Raw genomic sequence first — 19,693 nt, 5'->3', positions numbered from 1 at the left:
GGTCAGCGCTGGCGGCCGAGGCCGTCGAGCTCGCGCAGCACGGGCGTGCGCTCGATGACCTTGGTGAAGCTGACCTTCTCGCTGGCCAGCGTGAGACCGGTGACGACGGCGAGGTGCACCAGCCGCGCGCCTCGTCCCTCGCGGGCGACCAGCGCCAGCCCGAGCAGGGCGCCCAGCGTGTTGGCGCCGGCGTCGCCGAGCATCGTGCGCTCGCCGAGGTCGTCGGGGAGCAGCGCCAGCGCGGTGCCGACGGCGGCCGCGCCGACCGGCGCCGCGGGGCCGCCGAGGACGGCCGGCGCGTGCAGCAGCACGGTCTTGTTGGCCCGGCCGGGCCGGAGGTCGAGCAGGTTCAGCAGGTTCGCGTGGCCGGCGATGGCGGCGCCACCGATGGCGGCGTCGACGACGTTGTCGCTGACCAGCGCGCCGCCGATGACCCCGGCCGCGCCGATGACGCCGATCTTCACGACGCCGCTGGTGACCTCGCCGGACTGCAGCGCGCTGAGGTGGCCGCGCAGCCCCTTGCTGGCGGTGCTGCCGAAGAGGTCGTCGTAGAGCCCGACGGCTCCGACGGCGACCGCGGCGCTCACCCCGGCGGTGCGGGCCCGCGCCGACAGCCCCGGCGCGACGGCGACGCCCGCGGCGGCGCCGGCGGCAGCGGCCGGACCGGCCGCCAGCGTCAGCGTCGAGCCGCGGAAGTTCTTGCGCTCCCACAGCTCGGCGCCGCCGGGCTTCGCCTCGCCGATCTTGCGGGCCGCCAGCCAGGCGACGGCGCCCGCGGCGCCGGCCGCGACCAGCGAGCCGACGACGCGCCTCACGACGAGCTCCCCTCGGTGGGCTCGTCGGTGACCGACGCGCCGGGTTCCTCGGGCACCGGCGGCAGCGCGCCGTCGGTCTCGCCGACCACGCCGTACTGGCCGGAGCCGCCACCGGCCTGCTCGCTCAGTGCGAAGACGACGGCCGCGCGGCCGCTGGGCAGGTCGACGGAGTCGACGGTGGACACGACCTCGGCGAGGTCGCCGTTGTCGCGGATGGTGCGCAGCAGGCCGTCCTCGGCGGTCGAGGCGGGACCGGCCACGACGGTGCCGGCGTCGGCGGCGTCGATGCTGCCCACCAGCGTGGCCAGCCGGTCCAGCCGGTCCTCCGCGTCGTCGCCGGAGACGTTGCCCGCCACCAGCACCGCCATGGACGGCGCCACCGACGCGTCCTGCTCGAGCGTGATGAGGTCGGACTCCTCGAACGCCGTGACCGTGGCGGTGTCGATGGTCTCGTGCGAGGCTCCGGGCTCGGTGGGCGGCGCCATCAGCGCGGACGCCAGCACCGCGGCGCCGCGGGCGTAGCCGCCGCCCTCGGTGGGCAGCTCGGTGCCGGACGACACGAGCTCGGTGGCCAGCTCGTCGAGCGTCGGCTCGGAGTCGGGGTCGGTCCACGTCGGCTCGATGCGCACGGTGAGGTCGGCCGTCGCGCCGGCCTGCGCCAGCGTGTCGCGCACGGCGGTGACGGTCTCTTCGTCGGCGCCCGGCAGCGCGATGACGCCGACGTACTCGCCCTCGAGCTGGCCGGTGACCAGCCGCGGCGTGACCTCCTCGAGGAAGGCCTGCTGGTACGCGGTGTCGCGTTCGGTGTCCTCGAGCTGCTGGCGCAGGTCGCGGTTCTCGTCGCGCAGCGACGACGTCTGCTCGGCCAGCGTGTCGTCGACGGTGTCGCCGAGCGGGCCCGCGCCGAGCACGATGCCGGCCGCCAACGCGAAGAAGACAGCGATGATCGAGACCAGGTGGTAGCGAAAGTCGATCACGTCAGAAGAGTCCCTTGACCCAGAAATAGAAGCGGTCCCACCACGAGCCCACGATGTCGAGATAGGCCTGGCCCGTCGGGGTGGAGTACATGGCGGCGACGACCGCGGTGATGCCGGCGACGACGAGCACGGCCAGCATCCACGCCGGGACGCTGCTGTGGTAGAGCCGGCTCACGCCCTTGGCGTCGACCAGCTTGCTGCCCACCCGCAGCCTGGTGAGGAAGGTGCTGGCCATGCCGGAGCGGCCCTTGTCGAGGAACTCGACCAGGGTGGCGTGGGTGCCGACGGCCACGATGAGGCTGGCGCCCTTGTCGTCGGCCAGCAGCATGGCGATGTCCTCGCTGGTGCCGGTGGCCGCGAACGGGACGCCGGACAGCCCCATGCGCTCGAGCCGCCCCAGCCCCGGCGCGCGGCCGTCGCGGTAGGCGTGCACGATCAGCTCGGCGCCGCTGGCCAGCGCGTCGTCGGACACGGAGTCCATGTCGCCGACGATGATGTCGGGCTTCTGCCCGACCTCGAGCAGCGCGTCGGCGCCGCCGTCGACGCCGATGAGGACGGGGTCGTACTCGCGGATGTACGGCCGCAGCGTGACGAGGTCTTCCTTGTAGTCGTACCCGCGCACGACGATGAGGACGTGGCGGCCGTCGAGGTCGGTGCGGATCTCGGGCACGCCGACGCCGTCGAGGAGCAGCTCGCGCTCGCGCTTGAGGTACTCCATGGTGTTGGCGGCGAACGCCTCGAGCTGCGCGGACAGGCCCTCGCGGGCCGCGCTCATCAGCTTGGCGAGGCTCTCTTCGTCGTGCCGGATGCCGACGCCGACGGCCTCGCCGGTGCCCTCGCGGTAGAGCGTGGTGCCGTCGACGCGGACCCGCTCGCCCTCTTTGATGGCGCTGAAGAGGTCGGGGCCGACGTCGTCGACCAGCGGGATGCCGGCCCGGACGATGATGTCGGGGCCGAGGTTGGGGTAGCGGCCGCTGACCGACGGGCGGACGTTCACGACGGCGCCGGCCTGGCAGGCGACGAGCGCCTCGGCGGAGACGCGGTCGAGATCGAGGTGGTCGATGACGGCGATCTCGCCCGCTTTGAGCCGTTTCGTGAGGTTCTTGGTGCGGTGATCGAGGCGCACGACGCCGCTGACCCCGGGCAGGTCATCGGGCTTGCGGCGGCGTAGTGCAGGCATCCTCACCAAGCGAATCCTGCCATGTCCGGGCCCGTAACACCGCATCGGTCCGGTGTGTGTTGGCCGATTCCCACAGGTTCTCCCGGGCCGCGGCGGGCGATCTCCGGGCCGGGCCCGGGACGGGTTCGGGCCGGCCCGGCGGTCACCCGCGGGCCGGCGCGATCACGATCGTCAACCGCCCGGCCGGGCACCCGGCCGGGCTCCGTCAGACCAGCAGCTTCGCCTTCTGCGACTGGAACTCCTCCGGGCTCAGCACCCCCTCGTCGCGCAGCCGCGCCAGCTTCGTCAGCTCGTCCGCCGTGCTCGCGCCGGCCCCGTCGCTCGCCGCGTCGCGCACGTACTCGCGGAACGCGTCGTCGCGGCGCTGGTAGTCGGCGGCCATCCGCTCGGCCATGCCGGAACCACGCGCGATCAGGTAGATCAGCGCACCGAACAGCGGCAGCACCAGGATGAAGATCGTCCAGAGCGCCTTCGTCCAGCCGCCGAGGTCCTTGCTGCGGAACACGTCGGTGAGCAGTGTCACCAGCAACCAGATCCAGGCGATGAACAGGAAGAACCAGAGCATCGTCAGGAACAGGTTGAGGAGCGGGTAATCGTCCATGGTCCACCTCCGAGCGACAGCCTGGCCCGCGGCGGCCGTGTGCTCCTCACCCCTCGCGGGTGATCCCGGGCGGGTCGGCGTCGCCGCGTTCGCTCTCCGCCCGCACGACGCTCAGCCGGTGGGCGATCTGCGACGACGCGACGGCGAACAGCGCGCCGATCACGACCAGGTCGAACACGATCTGCACCATCGCCGCGATCCGCGCCGGCTGACCGACCGCGTGCACGTCGCCGTACCCGACCGTGCCCAGCGTGACGACGGCGAAGTAGAGCGAGTCGGTGCGGGTGCTCAGGCCGTCGAACTGGGCCGGGTCGTTGCGCTCCATCAGGTAGTACGCCAGGGCGAAGAACACCACCACGACGTAGAGCACAGCCAGCAGGCCGGACACCCGGGCCCGCGTCTGGCCGAGATGCGCGGCGAATCGGCGGACCTCGTGCAACGTCAGCCAGATCAGGCCGGCCACGCCAGCCACGAACGCCGCCGCGCCGACGATCTCCGGCGGCGCGTCCGGCGCGCCCAGCGGCAGCGTGTAATAGACCACGATCGTGCAGGCCAGGATGCCCACACTGCGCAGGACGTTCCTCACCGTGCCGCCTCCCTCGGCGGGTCGTACACCACCGCAGTCCCCGCCACCAGATCCCAGACGGCGCGGGTGTCGCGGCTGACCAGCGTCCACAGCACCCCGATCGGGAACACCACCACGACGACGGCGCGCACCAGCGCCCGGCCGACGCCCGGCGGCCACGTCCCGGGCGACCGGCCGGCCAGTGTCACGACCCGCAGGCCGAGCACCTGCTGGCCGGGCGTCCGCCCGATCAGCGCCCAGCCCGTGGTCAGGTAGGCGACCACCAGCACCGAATGCCCGGCGCCGAACGCCCACCCCGGCAGCGACGGCAGCGCGAACGGCGGTCCCGCCACCGTGTACCGGATCCCGCTCAGCACCACGCCCACCAGCGCCGTCGCAGCCGCCACCACGGCGACGTCGACCACCGCCGCCGCCGACCGCGACACCAGGCCCGCCCCGCTCACGGCGGCGCTCGCCCCGTCCCATCGCCGGCGGCGTCGTCACCCGCGGGCTGCTCGTCCACCGCACCGTCGCGGTCCCGTGCGGCCGCCGCCCGCGCGGCCGCCACCCGGGCGCCGTCGCGGGGTGGCCGGCGCAGCACGACCCGGTCGACGAAGCCGTTGAGCACCCCGTCCGCCCCCGCGCTGCGCACCCGCACCGCGTCGACCGTCTCGGCGGCCATCCCGGCGCTGGACTCGCGCACGATCCGGCCGAGGTCGATGTCGTCGAGCACCTGCTCGACCAGTTCCGGCACCCGCAGCCGCACGATGACGGCGTCCAGGTCGACCCGCTCCACCACGGCGTCGATGTCCACCCGGCTGACGGCGGCGTTCAGATCGACGCGGCGGACCACGCCGTCGAGGTCCACCCGGCGCACGATGCCGTCCACGTCGACCTCGTCCAGCACGGCGCCGACGTCGGTCACGGCGACCGCGCCCACCACCGACCGCCGCCACGCCGACCGGAACAGCAGCGCCGCCTCACGCTCGTTCCGGCGCTGCTCCTCGCGACCGATGCGGGCCAGCCGGTCCACCCGCCGCGTCACCCCCGTCCGCCCGGCCACGACCCCACCGGCCCTGACCAGCACCGACGCCGCCGCCTCGATCGGCATCGCCACCCCCGCGGCGACGTCGAGCGTGCGGCGGCTGGTCAGCGCGGCCAGACCGAGCGCCGCCTCCCCCAGCCTGCCCGCCGCCGCGATCACCGTCGCGCCGGTCTCCGCCCGCGTCGCGTGCCGTTCAGGCGGACGCGGCGGCGCGGGCTGACCGTCCGCCGTCCGCCCGTTCGCGCTGGCCGGCCCTGGCGCCGGCGTTGGCGCGACCAGGCTGGTCAGGCCTCGGACCGTCAGCCCGGCCCCGCCCGCCAGCACGCGCCCGAACCGCCCGGCCGCCCGGACCGCCGCTGGCCGCTCCGTCCCGTCCGTGCCCATCGCGCCACCTCACCCTCACGGCAAGGCTCCCGCGGGCACCTCCGGCCGGTCCTCACCCGCGTCAGGTGATCCGGCCCGCAGGCTCAGATCGACGTACAGGTAGCCGAGCACGAGCGCGACGAACGGGATGGTGACGACGTAGACCAGCGCGGTGATCAGGTTGATCACGTTGAACGAGCCCTCTGACACCAGCAGCAGCACGACCCCCACGAACGGCCCCGTGATCGCGCCCAGCCCCACCACCAGCGCCGCCACCGCCGTCGCCCGCCACCACTGACCACGCACGACGTCGCGGCTGCGGTGGAACGCCGCGCCCGCCGGGCGGTCCTCCATCATGACGGCCTGGACGGCGAACCCGTTGCGCACCGCGTAGATCAGCGCGAGCGGCGCCGTGAAGACGAACAGCAGCAGCGCCCACACCACGAGCACCAGCCGCACCGCCACCAGCGCCAGCGGCCGCAGCTTGGCCCGCACCGCGCGGTACGCCCCCAGCACCGTCACCGGCTGCCCGTCGTCGAGGTCGCGCAGCGCCTGCGCCGTCGCCGCCACGACGCAGAAGTACGCGAGCAGCGAGATCGCCCCGCCCAGCAGCACGACGACGAACACCGTCGCCGCGTTCTGGTCGCCGTCGGTGTCGACCAGCGACGTCAGTTCGCCGGCCTCGACCAGCAGCCACTGCAACCCCGCCGCCAGCAGCATGACCGGCACGTACACCAGCCCGATCCCCATGAACAGCAGCGGGTGCCGCGTGTACATGCGCTTCGCGGCGACGATGATCCGGCCCCAGCTGCGCCGCTGCCTGACGGGGTACGGGTCGCCGGGGCCCCAGCTGGTGCGGCTGGCGATCAGCGCCAGCAGCGCGACGAGCACGCCCAGGCCCACCAGCACCGCGGGTGGGTTGCGGATCAGCTGGCGCAGCAGGTTGGAGCCGCTCTCGACGACGCCGCAGAACGCGTCGGTGGCGGTCGGGGTGAGCGACGCGCCGAGCGGGACGGTCGCGCTGGTGTCGCGCCAGCTGTCCTCCGACCAGCGGATCGGCGCCGTCCACTGGGTCTTCATGTTCGGGCCGGTCGGGCCGTTGTAGAACGCCTCCTGCCGCTCGCCCCAGCGGCCGCGGAACCCCAGCCACGGGTAGCCGTCCTGGTAGCCGGCGGTGGGGACGACGTCGGTGCGGGTGCGCAGCTGTGTGTGCGGCCCGGTGGCGTCGTCGCAGCCCACGCCGGTCGCGGAGCTGGCGCCGAGGTACAGCGCCGGGCTGAAGAAGTTCGCGTGCGAACCCTCCGCCGGGTAGACGACCGGGTGCGTGCCGTCGACGATCTCCATCTTCTTGTCGCCCCAGTCGGCCCGCTCGGCGCCGGAGTGCTGGCTGTAGCCGATGCTCGTCGGGTCGACCTCCAGCGCCGCCGCGGCGTCGGGGGCGTCGAAGACGAGCTGGATCATCTCCCAGTCGCCCTCGTGCAGGTTGTTGAAGTCGTTGAAGATGTAGAAGAACCAGTACTGGACGGCGAGCTGGTCGGGCCGCGCGGCGTCCTCGACCACCCGGCCGTAGACGGTCGGCACGGTGCCGCTGCTGACCGTCCGGGCCCACTGCTCGTAGCCGCACCCCGGGTCGAGCGCGTCGCCGGGGAAGTCGAGGTGGTAGTCGAGCAGGCCGGCGCCGATGTCGTCGGCGCTCGGCGCGATGCCCACCAGGTCGTTGGTCGTCCACGGGCCGCGCAGCGCCACACCGTCGTTGTCCATCAGCACGTCGACGTCGACCGGCAGGTACGGCTCACCGTCGCCGCACGGTTCCAGCTGCTCCCTGACGCGCACGACCGGCGCGTACCGCTGGACCAACTCGTCTTCCTCCGGCTCCTGCGTCCGGACGGAGGACGGCGGCGCGCTCGCTCCTGGGACGGCGGCGGGCGGTCCGCTCGTAGCCGCGGCCGCCGCTGCGTCGGTTCCGGCCGTCGTCGACGCCGCGGCGGTGACGGGGACCGCGTCCAGTGTCGCGGCGGCGAGTGCCCCACCCGTCGTCGCGGCAGGAATGGCGTCCACCATGACCGCAACGGGCGGCCCAGCCGCCGTCGTCGCAGCCGCCGCGGCGTCGGCCGGAGCCAGGGCCGCGGGCATCGTCGTCGCCGCAACCGCGACCAGGGCAAGCAGCGCCGGCACCATGGCGATCACCATAGCCCCGGGCCGGGCCCGTGGGCGGGAGGTTCAGCGGCGCCGTTTCGAGCTGGCCGCGGTCTCGAGCAGCTCCTCGGCATGCGCCCGCGCCGACGCCGACCCCTCGAGGCCGGCGAGCATGCGCGACAGCTCGCTCACCCGGCCGGTGTCGTCAAGGGTCTCGACGCCGCTGCTGGTGACGCGGCCGTCGTCGGACTTCACGACCTTGAGGTGGTGGTCGGCGAACGCCGCGACCTGCGGCAGGTGGGTCACGACCAGGACCTGCGCGTGCTTGGCCAGCATGGCCAGCCGGCGGCCGACCTCGACCGCCGCCTTCCCGCCCACCCCGGCGTCGACCTCGTCGAACACGAACGTCGGGACCGGGTCGGCGCCGGCGAACACGACCTCGATGGCCAGCATGAGCCGGGACAGCTCGCCGCCGGAGGCGCCCTTGTCGAGCGGCCGCGGCTGGGCGCCGTTGTGCGCGGTGAACAGGATCTCGACGTCGTCGACGCCGTTCGGGCCGAAGGCGTCGCGCGGCCGGACCTCGACGACGATGCGGGCGTGCGGCATGGCGAGCGCGGTGAGCTCGACGCTGACGTCGTCGGCGAACCGGGCGGCGGCCTCGGTGCGCGCCTTGGTGATGGTGCTGGCGAGGTCGCCCAGCTCGGCGGTCAGCGACTCGCGCTCCTGGCCGAGCTCCGCGACCCGCTCGTCGTCGCCGTCGAGCTCGAGCAGCCGCCGCGACCCCTGCTCGGCCCACGCCAGGACCTCGTCGATGGTCTCGCCGTATTTCCTGGTCAGCGCGGTGAGCGCGGCGCGGCGGGACTGGACCTCGGCGAGCCGCTCGGGGTCGGTGTCGACGCCGGCGCCGTAGGACGCGAGGTCGGCGGCGACGTCGCCGACCAGGTACGCCACCTCGGCGAGGCGGTCGGCCAGGGCGGCCAGCTCGGGGTCGTGGTCGCGTTCGGGCTCGAGCGCCTGGCGGGCCTGCGCCATCAGGCCGAGCACGTCAGGCGCGTCGGGCACGGTCTCGTCGCCGGACAGGTTCTGGTGCGCGGTGACGGCGGCGGTGCGCAGCGCGTCGGCGTGCGCGAGCCGGCCCTCCTCACCCCGCAGGGCGTCGTCCTCGCCGGGCTGCGGGTCGACGCCCTCGACCTCGCCGAGGCCGAGCCGCAGCAGGTCGGCCTCCTGGGCGCGTTCACGGGCCTTCGACGTGACCTCGTCCAGCTCGGCCTCGACGGCGCGCAGCCGGGCGTACCTCGTCGCGTACTCGGCCAGCGGCTCGGCGACCGCGGCGCCGGCGTACCGGTCGAGCGCGGCGAGCTGCCGCGATGTCCGGAGGAGCCGCTGCTGGTCGCTCTGCCCGTGCACCGCGACCAGCCCGTCGGCGAGCTCGCCGAGCAGGCTGACCGGCGCGCTGTGCCCGCCGACGTGGGCGCGGGACCGGCCCTCGGCCATGACGGTGCGGCTGAGCAGCAGTTCGACGCGTTCGGTCTTCTTCCTGCCCGTGCCGGCCGGCTCGGCGGGCTCGAGCTCGGCGCCGGCCTCGGCGGCCCGCTCGGCCACCGTCCCCCCGGCGTCGATCGTGACGCGGCCCTCGACCAGCGCGCGGCTGGTGCCGGTGCGGACGGCGCCGCCGTCGGCGCGACCGCCCATGAGCAGGTTGAGGCCGGTCAGCACCATGGTCTTGCCGGCGCCGGTCTCCCCCGTCACGACGGTGAGCCCGGACCCCAGCTCCAGCTGAGCGTCGTCGATGACGCCGAGTCCACGGATACGGATTTCCTCAAGCACGGGACCTCAGCCTACCGTCGCAGGGCCGCGGGACGCGGTTGCGACTTGTCGGTGGATGCGCGGTTCTTCCCGGCCGCCGGGCGCTCGGACGGCACGCTGCCCGGACCGTGCGCCAGCCGCCCGAACCTTCCCCGACGGCACCATCCTTCCCAACGGCACCATTCGGCCATCGGCCGACGCACAGTCGGGACGCCGCGCACGCCCGCGCCGCTCGGTTGCGGCCGCCCGATCGCCGGACGTCCCGAACCGCATGGCCTCCCAGGCTGCCCGGCCTCCCAGGCCGCTCAGGGCCGTTCGAGCCGACGTCGAGCTGCCCGCGTCGGCCGCCGTCGAACCGCACCTGCCAGTCATGAGCGCGCGCCGCGCCAGCCCTCGACCGGGAGCGCGAACTTCGCGACCAGCCGGTCGGTGAACGGCGCCGTGTGCAGTCGTGCGAGCCGAACCGGTTGCGTCCCGCGCGAGACCTCGACCCGCGCGCCGGGCGGCAGCTCGACCGCTCGGCGGCCGTCGCACCAGAGCACCGCGCCGCGGGTCCGATGCTGCACCGTGACCGCCATGACCGACGTCGGCGCCACCACCAGCGGCCGGGCGAAGAGGGCGTGCGCGCTGATCGGGACCATCAGCAGCGCTTCGACCTCCGGCCACACCACCGGGCCGCCGGCGCTGAACGCGTACGCCGTCGATCCCGTCGGTGTCGCCATGACGACGCCGTCGCAGCCCCACCGCGACAGCGCCCGCCCGTCGATCTCGGCGACGAGGTCGAGCATGCGCTCGCGGCTGGCCTTCTCGACGCTGACCTCGTTGAGCGCCCAGCCGACGGCGGTCTGGTTGCCGTCGTTCCGCACGGCGACGTCGATGGTCATGCGTTCCTCGACGACGTAGTCGCGCTTCACGATGTGGTCGACGGTGAATCCGAGATCGTCGACCTCGGACTCGGCGAGGAAGCCGACGTGGCCGAGGTTGACGCCCAGGATCGGCGTGCCGGTGGGCCGGGCGACCTCGGCGCCGCGCAGGATCGTCCCGTCGCCGCCGATGACGACGACCAGTTCGCAGCCGTCGGCCGCGTTCGGATCGCCCTCGGCGACGACCGCCGCGACCCCGTCGGACTCGGGGATGTCGATGTCGTGACGTTCGTCGGCCATGACGCGGACGTCGATGCCGGCCGCGCCGAGCTTGCCGATCACCTTCGCGGCGATCTGTCTGGCCTCCTCGCGCCCGGTGTGGGTGACGAGCAGCACCGTGCGGGTCATGGCGGCCCTTCCTCTACAGCGCGCTGGACGTCTTCGGGGCGGACCTCGGGCGCGCCGGAGCGCAGCCAGAGGAAGTACTCGACGTTGCCGGACGGGCCGGGCAGCGGGCTCGCGGTGACGCCGTTGACGCCCAGGCCCAGTTCGCCGGCCGCCCTCGCGACGTCGACGACGGCCTGGGCCCGCAGCGCGGGATCGCGCACGACGCCGCCCTTGCCGACGCGGTCCTTGCCGACCTCGAACTGCGGCTTCACCATCAACGCGAAGTCGGCGCCGGGCCGGCTCACCGTCACCAGCGGACCGAGCACGAGCCGCAACGAGATGAACGACAGGTCGCCGACCACGACCTCGACCGGCTCGCCCACGATCTCAGGCGTCAACTCGCGGACGTTCGTGCGGTCGTGCACCTCGACCCGGTCGTCGGACCGGATCGACCACGCCAGCTGCCCATACCCGACGTCGACCGCCACCACCGACGCCGCGCCGCGCCGCAACAGCACGTCGGTGAAGCCGCCGGTCGACGCACCGGCGTCGAGGCATCGCCGCCCGGCGACCGTCAGCCCGGCCGGCTCGAACACGTCCAGTGCGCCGGCCAGTTTGTGGCCGCCGCGCGAGACGTACTCGTCGCCCTCCGCCGGCTCGGTCACCCGCACCGCGTCGGCCGGATCGACCGCCGTGGCCGCCTTCGTCGCCACCCGCCCGCCGACCATCACCCGGCCGTCGCCCACCAGCGTCGCCGCATGCTCCCGCGAACGGGCCAGGCCACGGCGCACCAGTTCCGCATCGAGGCGTCGTCGAGGTGGCACCGCGCGATCAGCCTTCGCCGTCGCCGTGCGAGGCGACGGCGCCGTGGCCGTGGTCGCCGTGGCCGTGGTCGCCGTGGCCGTGGTCGCCGTGGCCGTGGTCGCCGTGGCCGTGGTCGTGGTCGCCGGCGTCGTGGTCACCGAAGCCGTCGCCGCCGTGAGCCTCGTCGGCCACCGCGTCGGGCTCGCCGGACAGCCGGTCCTGCAGCACCTGATGGACCCGCTCGACCACTGGGGCGTGCTCGTGCACCGGCAGACCCTCCAGCGCCTCGAGTGTCCGCACCGCCTCATCGACCTGGGCGTCTCCGCTGCCGGCGTCGTCCGTCAGTTCCTGCATGACGACAACGCTAGTACGGTCGCGCGGGCGCACGGGTGATTCGGGCGGCTTCGAGCGCGGCCTGGACCGACGCCGGCTCGGCAGCGGTCCCGTTGCCTGACTCGGCGGCGTCGGCCGCGGCCCAGACGGCGCCACACGCGGCGCGCAGCGCGTCGAGCCCGCCATCGCCCGCACCGTCGCCTTCCACGCCGCCTCTGCCGCCCGCGCCGTCGCCGCTGACGCCGTCGCCGCCGACGCCGTCGCCGCGCGGCCTGACCTCGTCCGCCGTGACCCGGGTGAGCCGCAGCGTCCCGCCGTCGACCACCGCGTGCCAGTCGCCCACCTTCGACTCGCCAGCACGCACCGACAACGCCTCCGCCGGCAATCGCAGCGCACGTAAGTCGAGCCCCACGTAGGTCGGACGCAGCCGGGGCGGCGCGAGCACGAGGTCGATCGGATCGGTCACGCCGGTGAGCACCAGCAGGCTGTCCGCGCCGGACGCGTTGGCTCCTTCAATGTCGGTGTCGAGACGGTCACCGACCACCAGCGGCCGCTCCGCGCGCGAGCGCAGCATGGCCTCGCGGTGCATCGGCGGCTCCGGCTTGCCGGCGACGACCGGCTCGCGCCCCGTCGCCATTCGAATCGCGTTGACGAGCGTGCCGTTGCCCGGTGCCCGTCCGCGGGCGGTGGGGACGACCGGATCGGTGTTCGTGGCGACCCACGGCAATCCGGAGGCGACCGCGTAGGTGCCCTCCGCCAGCATCGGCCAGCCGACCTGCGGCGAGAACCCCTGCACGACCGCGACCGGGCCGTCGTCGGCGCTCGACACCGGGATCAGGCCCTGTTCGCGCAGCGCCACCTCGAGCCCTTCGCCGCCGACCACCAGCACCTTCGAGCCGCTCGGCAGCTGCTCGGCCAGCAGCCGCGCGGCCGCCTGAGCCGACGTGACGACTTCGTCGGGCCGTGCTTCGACGCCGATCTCGGTGAGGTGCGCGGCGACCCGTTCCGGCGGCCGGGAGGCGTTGTTGGTGACGAACGCCAGTCGCATGCCGGCCGTGCGGGCCAGCTGCAACGCGTCCGGCGCGTGCGGCACCGCGTGGGCGCCGACGTAGACGACGCCGTCGAGGTCGAGGAGGGCGACGTCGTAGGTCTGGGTCAGGGGCTGCACGGCACCCATCCTCCCAGCAGGTTCTCCCGGTGGTCGTGGCCGGGCTGCGGGTGCGGCCCGCGTACCATCCGCTAGATGACCACCGCCGGGCCGCCGCTGCGGCTGACGCCGTTCCGCGCGACCACCTACGCACCCGGCGCCGACCTGGCCGCGGTGGTGTGCCCGCCGTACGACGTGATCGGCGACCGCGCGCTCGCCGAGTTCGAGGCGCACGACCCGCACAACATCGTTCACCTGACGCTCCCCCGGCCGCTGCCGGGCGACGGCGACCGGTACGCCCGGGCCGCGCACACGCTGCGAGAGTGGCGCGAAGCCGGCGTGCTGCGCCGCGACCCGTCTCCGGCGTTGTACGTCTACCAGCACGTGACCGCCGGGGCTTCGGCGATCGGCCTGGTGGGCGGCGTAGGTCTGGACGGACCCGTTCTTCCACATGAGAACACCTTTCCCGGCCCGGTGGCCGACCGCGCCGCGCTGATGAGCGCGACCCGGATGCAGCTCGAGCCGATCCTGCTGACGTATGGCGGCGGCGGCGCGGCCAGCGAGGTCGTCGACCACACGGCCGGCACGGAGCCGAACCTGGAGTTCACTGTTGCCGGCGAGTCGCATCGGCTCTGGCGCGTCGACCGGCCCGACGCGCTTGCCGCCGTCGCCGCTGACTTGGCCGGCCGGACCGCGTTGATCGCCGACGGGCATCATCGGTTCGCCGCCTATCGCGCCGTACACGCCGCCGGACCCGTCTCTGCCGCCACCGACCACGGTCTAGCCCTGCTGGTCGACGCCGCACGGCATCCACTGGAGCTGCGCGGTATCCACCGCAGCGTCTCGGGGCTCACCCTCGACGAGGCGGCGACCACCGCGGCGAAAGCCTTCGACGTCGTCGCGCTCGCTGCCGACGACGATCCCGCCGCCGCGCTCGAAGCCGAGCGAGGCACCGCGTTCGTCATCGGCGACGGGCAGCGACAGGCGCTGCTGCGCTCGCCGCAACCAGCGACCATCGCCGAGGCCGTCCCTGCCGACCGCCCGGACGGCTGGGCCGCGCTGGACGCCGGTGTGCTGGTGGACGTACTGCTGGCTCACCTGTGGGGCGTCGACGACTCCGATGCACGCGTGACGTACCACCACGACCGCCGGGACGCGCTGCGCGCGGCTGGGCGCGGCGCAGGGGTCGCCGTGCTGGTGCGGCCGCCTGCGTTGGCGGACGTCCTGGCCCTGGCGGCCCGCGGTGAGCGGATGCCGCGCAAGTCGACGTCGTTCGGGCCGAAGCCGTGGACGGGGCTACTGATGCGCGACCTCACCTCCGACCAGGACTAGGCGCCTCTCGGTCTGCGGATCGGGCTCAGGCGGCTGCTGCGCCGCTGCCGATGCACCCGCCGCGCGCCGCTTCGGTGTCGGCGGTGGTTCGCGAGCCATGAAGCTGGCGGACTCGACCTCGATCTCGAACGTGCTCTGTCCAGGCCCGGCGCCCGAGCGCCAGAACCGGCGACGAAGCGCACCCGTGATCTCGACGGTGTCGCCCTCGCCGAGGAGACGCAGGTTGCGCCGCTGCATCGGCCCCCAGGCGGTGCACGTGACGGTGTCGACGCGGCGTGGTGCGGGCGGGCCCGCCGGTGGACGTGGCCGCTGGACGACCAGGCGCGTCGTCACGATCTCGTCGCCGCTGGGCAGCATGACCGCCTCGGGCTCGACGGACAGCCGGCCGATCAGCCGGACCTCGTTGGTGTGCTCGACCGGGCTCGTGCTGGTGCTCATCGTGCGGCTCCTTCGGGTGATGGGAAGTGGATCTGGTCCCATCGTGGGCGGGGATGAAGGATCGCGCAGCCGCGGAATCGCCGATTGTGGATGATCAAGCAAAGTGATCGAGGCTGTGGACAAGGGACGGGGCGCGGGCTCGGTCGCGCAGCGAATCACCAGCGGCAACGGGCCAGCGGTCGTTGCGGGCCTCACCGGCGACGCAGGTGCGCTCGGACCGGGTGAGCCCGCCGGTACGACCGACGCGTCCCGCCCGGCCGAGCGGCACGCCAGGCTGCTGACCGATCTGCCGTCGCTTGATGCTGACGGTGCCGTTCGGCGGATGCGGCAGTCGCTCGCCGGTCCGACGGCGGCTTCTACCCGCGCGCACCGCTCGGCCACGATCAACCCGGACGGACCGCCCGGTCGTCACCGTGGCGACGGCGCACTACCGGGACATAGCCGTCGGCCGCCGATCCGACGGCACCTTCACCCCGAGCGCGCACCGCTCGGCCACGATCAACGCGGAACGGACCGCCCGTCGTCACCGTGGCGACGGCGCGGGCGATCAATCGTTGCCTGTTCCAGTCTCATCGCGAGTGGATGGGCGGGCGGGACGTGATCAGCCCATCACCGACGCGGCGGCCGCGTGGGCCGCACCCCCTCGTCGGGTTCGGGTGCCAGTTCGGCGTGCGACGGGCGTGGGCCGTCAGCCCTCGCCCAGTTCGGCCGCCCGCTCAGCGGCGTCGGTCTCCTCGTCGACATCGGCTTCGGCCGCGCGGAGGAACCAGCGACGGGCCTCCTTGTCGCGTCCGGCAGCCAGCAGAGCGTCGGCATAGGCGTAGCGGAGGCGCGCGACCCACTCGGCGCGAGCGTTCGAGCGCAGCTCGGGGACCTGCAGCGACACCGCGGCGGCTTCGTGGTCCCCGAGGTCGCGGCGGGCTCCGGCGGCGACGATCAGCATCTCGACGCGGCCGGCGGTGTTCAGGCCGGTGACGGCGGGATCGTGCGAGAGATCGAGCGCGCGCTGCGGACGGCCGAGACCGCGTTCGGCGTCGGCCATCATCGGCAGGTACTCGGCCGACCCCGTCATCCGGCGAGCGGCTCGCAGCTCGGCCAGCGCGTCGGCGTACTTGCCGGCCAGATAGGCGGCGACACCGGCGGCCTCGCGGACCACGCCGATGCGGCCGGCCTTCCGCCGCGCGGCCATCGCGTGCTCGTACGCCTGCTCGGGGTCGTCCTCGAGCAGCCGCTGCGCCATCACCAGGTGACGAGCGACGGCGGCGGACATCTGCCCGGACAGCGCGCTGAGCTCGGACCTGATCTCCTCGTCCAGCTCGCGGCCAGTCACGTCCTCGTCGACGATGGGATCGGGGACGCGGGGCGCGCTGCTCGGTCCCGGCGCCGTGCGGAACCCATCGCCGCCGTCGGCCGGCCCGCGAGAGGCGCCGCGCGGGCCACGGTCGCCGCCGCCACGACGCTCGCCGCTCGGGCGATCACTGCCACGGCCGCCGCCGTAGGAACGGTCGCCACCACGGGAGTCATCGCCGGAGCGGGGGCGGTAGGGTCGGTCTCCGGAGCGACGGCCGCCGCCACGGGAGTCATCGCTGGAGCGCTGGCCGTATGGGCGGCCACCGCCAGGACCGCCTCGGCGTTCGCCGCCGCTTCCCGAGCCGCGGTCGTCGCGGCGCGGGGAGTAGGAGCGGCCGCCGCCACCGGACGGACGCTCGCCGCGGGAGTCGTCGCCGGAGCGGTAGTTGCGGCCGCCAGCTGAGCGGCCACCGCCGCCACGAGAGTCGTCGTCACGAGAGGGGTACGAGCGGCCACCGGACGGGCGACCGGAGCCACGGGAGTCGTCGGGGCGGTTGTAGGAGCGCCCACCGCTCGAGGGACGGCCGCCGCCGCGGGAGTCGTCACCACGGCCACCGGACGGGCGGCCGGAGCCACGGGAGTCGTCGGGGCGGTTGTAGGAGCGCCCACCGCTCGAGGGGCGGCCGGAGCCGCGGGAGTCGTCACCACGGCCACCGGACGGGCGGCCGGAACCACGGGAGTCGTCGGGGCGGTTGTAGGAGCGCCCACCGCTCGAGGGACGGCCGCCGCCGCGGGAGTCGTCACCGCGGCCACCGGACGGGCGGCCGCCGCCGCGGGAGTCGTCACCGCGGCCACCGGACGGGCGACCGGAGCCACGGGAGTCGTCGGGGCGGTTGTAGGAGCGCCCACCGCTCGAGGGGCGGCCGGAGCCGCGGGTGTCGTCACCGCGGCGGTCGGAGGAGCGGCCGGAGCCGGAGGGGCGACCGCCGCTACTGGGGTTCTCGTTGGACCGCGAACCGGAGGAACGGTCGCCGCCGCGGGAGTCGTCGCCGGAGCGGCGGCCAGAGCCGCGGGAATCGGGCTTGCCCTGGCCGCCGGAGCCACGCCGAGGTGCGCCTCCGCCGGATCGATCGTCTCGGCCACCGCCGCTTCGCCCAGCGCGGCCGTCGTCGGACGGATCCGGCGTGCCTTGGCGGTCGGGACCAGACATCGATGATTCCTCTCGTTCCGCTGGCGGTCACCCACATTCTCCACCGCCGGCCACCGATCTGGCGTGTCGGGCTGCGCCTGGGTGCCGGGTGGGTGGTGGTGGACGTGGTGAAGGCCCACCCCGGACTGTTGTCGTGGGGTGGGCCTTCACTTGGGTGTGTGTCCGGCGGTGTCCTACTCTCCCACCCCCGCTAGAGGGCAGTACCATCGGCGCTGGAGGGCTTAGCTTCCGGGTTCGGAATGGGACCGGGCGTTTCCCCTGCCGCTATGACCGCCGGCACGTCTATGGAGTTGTGCACCGGCCCCTGGCACCGTCCACCCGAACCCGCCGCGTGGGGGTGTGGGTGTGTGCCTGGGGGTGGTGCCTGTTCGTTGGAACAGAACCGTATAGTGGACGCGAATTTTCGTCTTCAGCAGGTCACCCCACAAGAAGGGGGTGTGTGTGGTCAAGTCCTCGGCCTATTAGTACCGGTCAGCTTCACCCATTTCTGGGCTTCCACGTCCGGCCTATCAACCCAGTCGTCTAGCTGGGGGCCTTACCACGTCAACCGTGTGGGAGACCTCATCTTGAAGCAGGCTTCCCGCTTAGATGCTTTCAGCGGTTATCCCTTCCGAACGTAGCCAACCAGCGGTGCTCCTGGCGGAACAACTGGCACACCAGAGGTTCGTCCGTCCCGGTCCTCTCGTACTAGGGACAGCCCTTCTCAAGTCTCCTGCGCCCGCAGCGGATAGGGACCGAACTGTCTCACGACGTTCTAAACCCAGCTCGCGTACCGCTTTAATGGGCGAACAGCCCAACCCTTGGGACCTGCTACGGCCCCAGGATGCGACGAGCCGACATCGAGGTGCCAAACCATGCCGTCGATATGGACTCTTGGGCAGGATCAGCCTGTTATCCCCGGGGTACCTTTTATCCGTTGAGCGACAGCGCTTCCACAAGCCACTGCCGGATCACTAGTCCCTGCTTTCGCACCTGCTCGACCTGTCGGTCTCACAGTCAAGCTCCCTTGTGCACTTGCACTCGACACCTGATTGCCAACCAGGCTGAGGGAACCTTTGGGCGCCTCCGTTACCTTTTGGGAGGCAACCGCCCCAGTTAAACTACCCACCAGGCACTGTCCCTGATCCGGATCACGGACCGAGGTTAGATATCCAGTACGACCAGAGTGGTATTTCAACGTTGACTCCACCGACACTGGCGTGCCGGCTTCACAGTCTCCCACCTATCCTACACAAGCCGAACCGAACACCAATACCAAGCTATAGTAAAGGTCCCGGGGTCTTTCCGTCCTGCTGCGGGTAACGAGCATCTTTACTCGTAGTGCAATTTCGCCGAGTCCGTGGTTGAGACAGTGGGAAAGTCGTTACGCCATTCGTGCAGGTCGGAACTTACCCGACAAGGAATTTCGCTACCTTAGGATGGTTATAGTTACCACCGCCGTTTACTGGCGCTTAAGTTCTGAGCTTCGCCCCGAAGAGCTAACTCGTCCCCTTAACGTTCCAGCACCGGGCAGGCGTCAGTCCGTATACATCGTCTTGCGACTTCGCACGGACCTGTGTTTTTAATAAACAGTCGCTTTCCCCTGGTCTCTGCGGCCTTCAACGCTCCCGGAGCAAGTCCGTTCACGTATCCGGCCCCCCTTCTCCCGAAGTTACGGGGGCATTTTGCCGAGTTCCTTAACCACGGTTCACTCGATCGCCTTGGTATTCTCTACCTGACCACCTGTGTCGGTTTGGGGTACGGGCGGCTATGGAACTCGCTAGAGGCTTTTCTCGACAGCATAGGATCACCCACTTCGCCGCAATCGGCTCGGCATCCAGCCTCGGGCGCTACTGTGGCGGATTTACCTACCACGGCCCTGCACTGTTACCCCGGGACAACCATCGCCCGGGATGGGCTACCTTCCTGCGTCACCCCATCGCTTGCCTACTACCGGTTCGGATCCCACGCTCCCCCACCAGGACTCCCGAAGGAATCAAGACGGGTTCGGATGGTTAGCATCACCGGGCTCAGCATGGTCGCGCCACAACCGGTACGGGAATATCAACCCGTTGTCCATCGACTACGCCTGTCGGCCTCGCCTTAGGTCCCGACTTACCCAGGGCGGATTAACCTGGCCCTGGAACCCTTGGTCATTCGGCGGACGGGTTTCTCACCCGTCTTTCGCTACTCATGCCTGCATTCTCACTCGTGTAGCGTCCACGGCTGGGTCACCCCGCCGCTTCAACCGCCACACGACGCTCCCCTACCCAACCACACACCTGAACACCCCCCGAAGGAGATGCTGGGTTATTGTGTGATTGTCACAGCTTCGGCGGTGTGCTTGAGCCCCGCTACATTGTCGGCGCAGAATCACTTGACCAGTGAGCTATTACGCACTCTTTCAAGGGTGGCTGCTTCT

At 72.5% G+C, this 19,693-nt stretch carries 16 protein-coding genes and 2 rRNA genes (1 of these 18 only partly in view); 1 reads left to right on the top strand and 17 read right to left on the bottom strand.

The annotated features are described in order from the left end of the window. Positions 1-2: 2 nt before the first annotated feature. The 13 genes from BLV02_RS10250 to BLV02_RS10190 all read right to left on the bottom strand — a co-directional run bounded on the left by BLV02_RS10250 (position 3) and on the right by BLV02_RS10190 (position 13,052). On the bottom strand, positions 3-815 hold the full coding sequence (locus BLV02_RS10250; RefSeq protein WP_069112938.1) for a hypothetical protein: 813 nt from the start codon (positions 813-815) through the stop codon (positions 3-5). After that, positions 812-1,792, bottom strand: coding sequence for a copper transporter (locus BLV02_RS10245; protein WP_069112939.1), 981 nt, complete (start codon positions 1,790-1,792; stop codon positions 812-814). The genes BLV02_RS10250 and BLV02_RS10245 overlap by 4 nt, the downstream gene beginning before the upstream one ends. 1 nt (position 1,793) lies before the next feature. Then, complete coding sequence (steA, locus tag BLV02_RS10240; protein WP_069112940.1) at positions 1,794-2,972, bottom strand: putative cytokinetic ring protein SteA; 1,179 nt, start codon at positions 2,970-2,972, stop codon at positions 1,794-1,796. 205 nt (positions 2,973-3,177) lie between these two features. Next, positions 3,178-3,573 (bottom strand): SHOCT domain-containing protein, encoded by a 396-nt coding sequence (locus BLV02_RS10235; RefSeq protein WP_069112941.1) that lies wholly within the window; start codon positions 3,571-3,573, stop codon positions 3,178-3,180. Between the two features lie 46 nt (positions 3,574-3,619). Continuing rightward, the gene (locus BLV02_RS10230; protein WP_083288887.1) at positions 3,620-4,159 is read right to left on the bottom strand and encodes a potassium channel family protein; all 540 of its coding nucleotides are present in this window, start codon (positions 4,157-4,159) and stop codon (positions 3,620-3,622) included. After that, positions 4,156-4,602, bottom strand: a complete 447-nt coding sequence (locus tag BLV02_RS10225) for an RDD family protein (RefSeq protein WP_083288888.1) — start codon at positions 4,600-4,602, stop codon at positions 4,156-4,158. Before BLV02_RS10225 ends, BLV02_RS10230 begins: the two co-directional genes overlap by 4 nt. After that, positions 4,599-5,567: a hypothetical protein gene (locus BLV02_RS10220; RefSeq protein WP_069112943.1), complete on the bottom strand. Its 969-nt coding sequence runs from the start codon at positions 5,565-5,567 to the stop codon at positions 4,599-4,601. Before BLV02_RS10220 ends, BLV02_RS10225 begins: the two co-directional genes overlap by 4 nt. A 15-nt stretch (positions 5,568-5,582) precedes the next feature. After that, positions 5,583-7,724 (bottom strand): Vps62-related protein, encoded by a 2,142-nt coding sequence (locus tag BLV02_RS10215; protein WP_141711692.1) that lies wholly within the window; start codon positions 7,722-7,724, stop codon positions 5,583-5,585. Between the two features lie 42 nt (positions 7,725-7,766). After that, positions 7,767-9,509 carry a DNA repair protein RecN gene (gene recN / locus BLV02_RS10210; protein ID WP_069112945.1) on the bottom strand — a complete coding sequence of 581 codons (1,743 nt, stop codon included), beginning with the start codon at positions 9,507-9,509 and terminating at the stop codon, positions 7,767-7,769. Positions 9,510-9,856: 347 nt separating this feature from the next. Continuing rightward, entirely contained in the window at positions 9,857-10,759 is a 903-nt protein-coding gene (locus tag BLV02_RS10205) for an NAD kinase (RefSeq protein ID WP_069112946.1), read from the bottom strand. After that, positions 10,756-11,562: a TlyA family RNA methyltransferase gene (locus tag BLV02_RS10200; RefSeq protein ID WP_069112947.1), complete on the bottom strand. Its 807-nt coding sequence runs from the start codon at positions 11,560-11,562 to the stop codon at positions 10,756-10,758. Before BLV02_RS10200 ends, BLV02_RS10205 begins: the two co-directional genes overlap by 4 nt. A 7-nt stretch (positions 11,563-11,569) precedes the next feature. Continuing rightward, entirely contained in the window at positions 11,570-11,896 is a 327-nt protein-coding gene (locus BLV02_RS37575) for a hypothetical protein (protein ID WP_069112948.1), read from the bottom strand. A 10-nt stretch (positions 11,897-11,906) separates the two neighbouring features. Next, positions 11,907-13,052, bottom strand: coding sequence for an HAD-IIA family hydrolase (locus BLV02_RS10190; protein ID WP_069112949.1), 1,146 nt, complete (start codon positions 13,050-13,052; stop codon positions 11,907-11,909). A gap of 66 nt (positions 13,053-13,118) precedes the next feature. Here BLV02_RS10190 and BLV02_RS10185 point away from each other — a divergent pair, with 66 nt between their 5' ends. Then, on the top strand, positions 13,119-14,354 hold the full coding sequence (locus BLV02_RS10185) for a DUF1015 family protein (protein WP_069112950.1): 1,236 nt from the start codon (positions 13,119-13,121) through the stop codon (positions 14,352-14,354). Here the strand turns inward: BLV02_RS10185 and BLV02_RS10180 are convergent. The 4 genes from BLV02_RS10180 to BLV02_RS10165 all read right to left on the bottom strand — a co-directional run. Beyond that, positions 14,319-14,792, bottom strand: a complete 474-nt coding sequence (locus BLV02_RS10180; RefSeq protein WP_069112951.1) for a single-stranded DNA-binding protein — start codon at positions 14,790-14,792, stop codon at positions 14,319-14,321. The two genes, BLV02_RS10185 and BLV02_RS10180, sit on opposite strands and share 36 nt — an antisense overlap. A gap of 688 nt (positions 14,793-15,480) precedes the next feature. Next, positions 15,481-16,122, bottom strand: coding sequence for a hypothetical protein (locus tag BLV02_RS10175; protein WP_069112952.1), 642 nt, complete (start codon positions 16,120-16,122; stop codon positions 15,481-15,483). A gap of 1,330 nt (positions 16,123-17,452) precedes the next feature. Then, positions 17,453-17,570, bottom strand: a 5S ribosomal RNA gene (gene rrf / locus BLV02_RS10170). Between the two features lie 163 nt (positions 17,571-17,733). Beyond that, a 23S ribosomal RNA gene (locus tag BLV02_RS10165) occupies positions 17,734-19,693 on the bottom strand; it runs 1,159 nt beyond the window's last position.

It is taken from the genome of Jiangella alba (genome assembly GCF_900106035.1).
Classification (GTDB): Bacteria; Actinomycetota; Actinomycetes; order Jiangellales; family Jiangellaceae; genus Jiangella; species Jiangella alba.
This window is presented reverse-complemented; position numbering and strand designations above follow the sequence as displayed.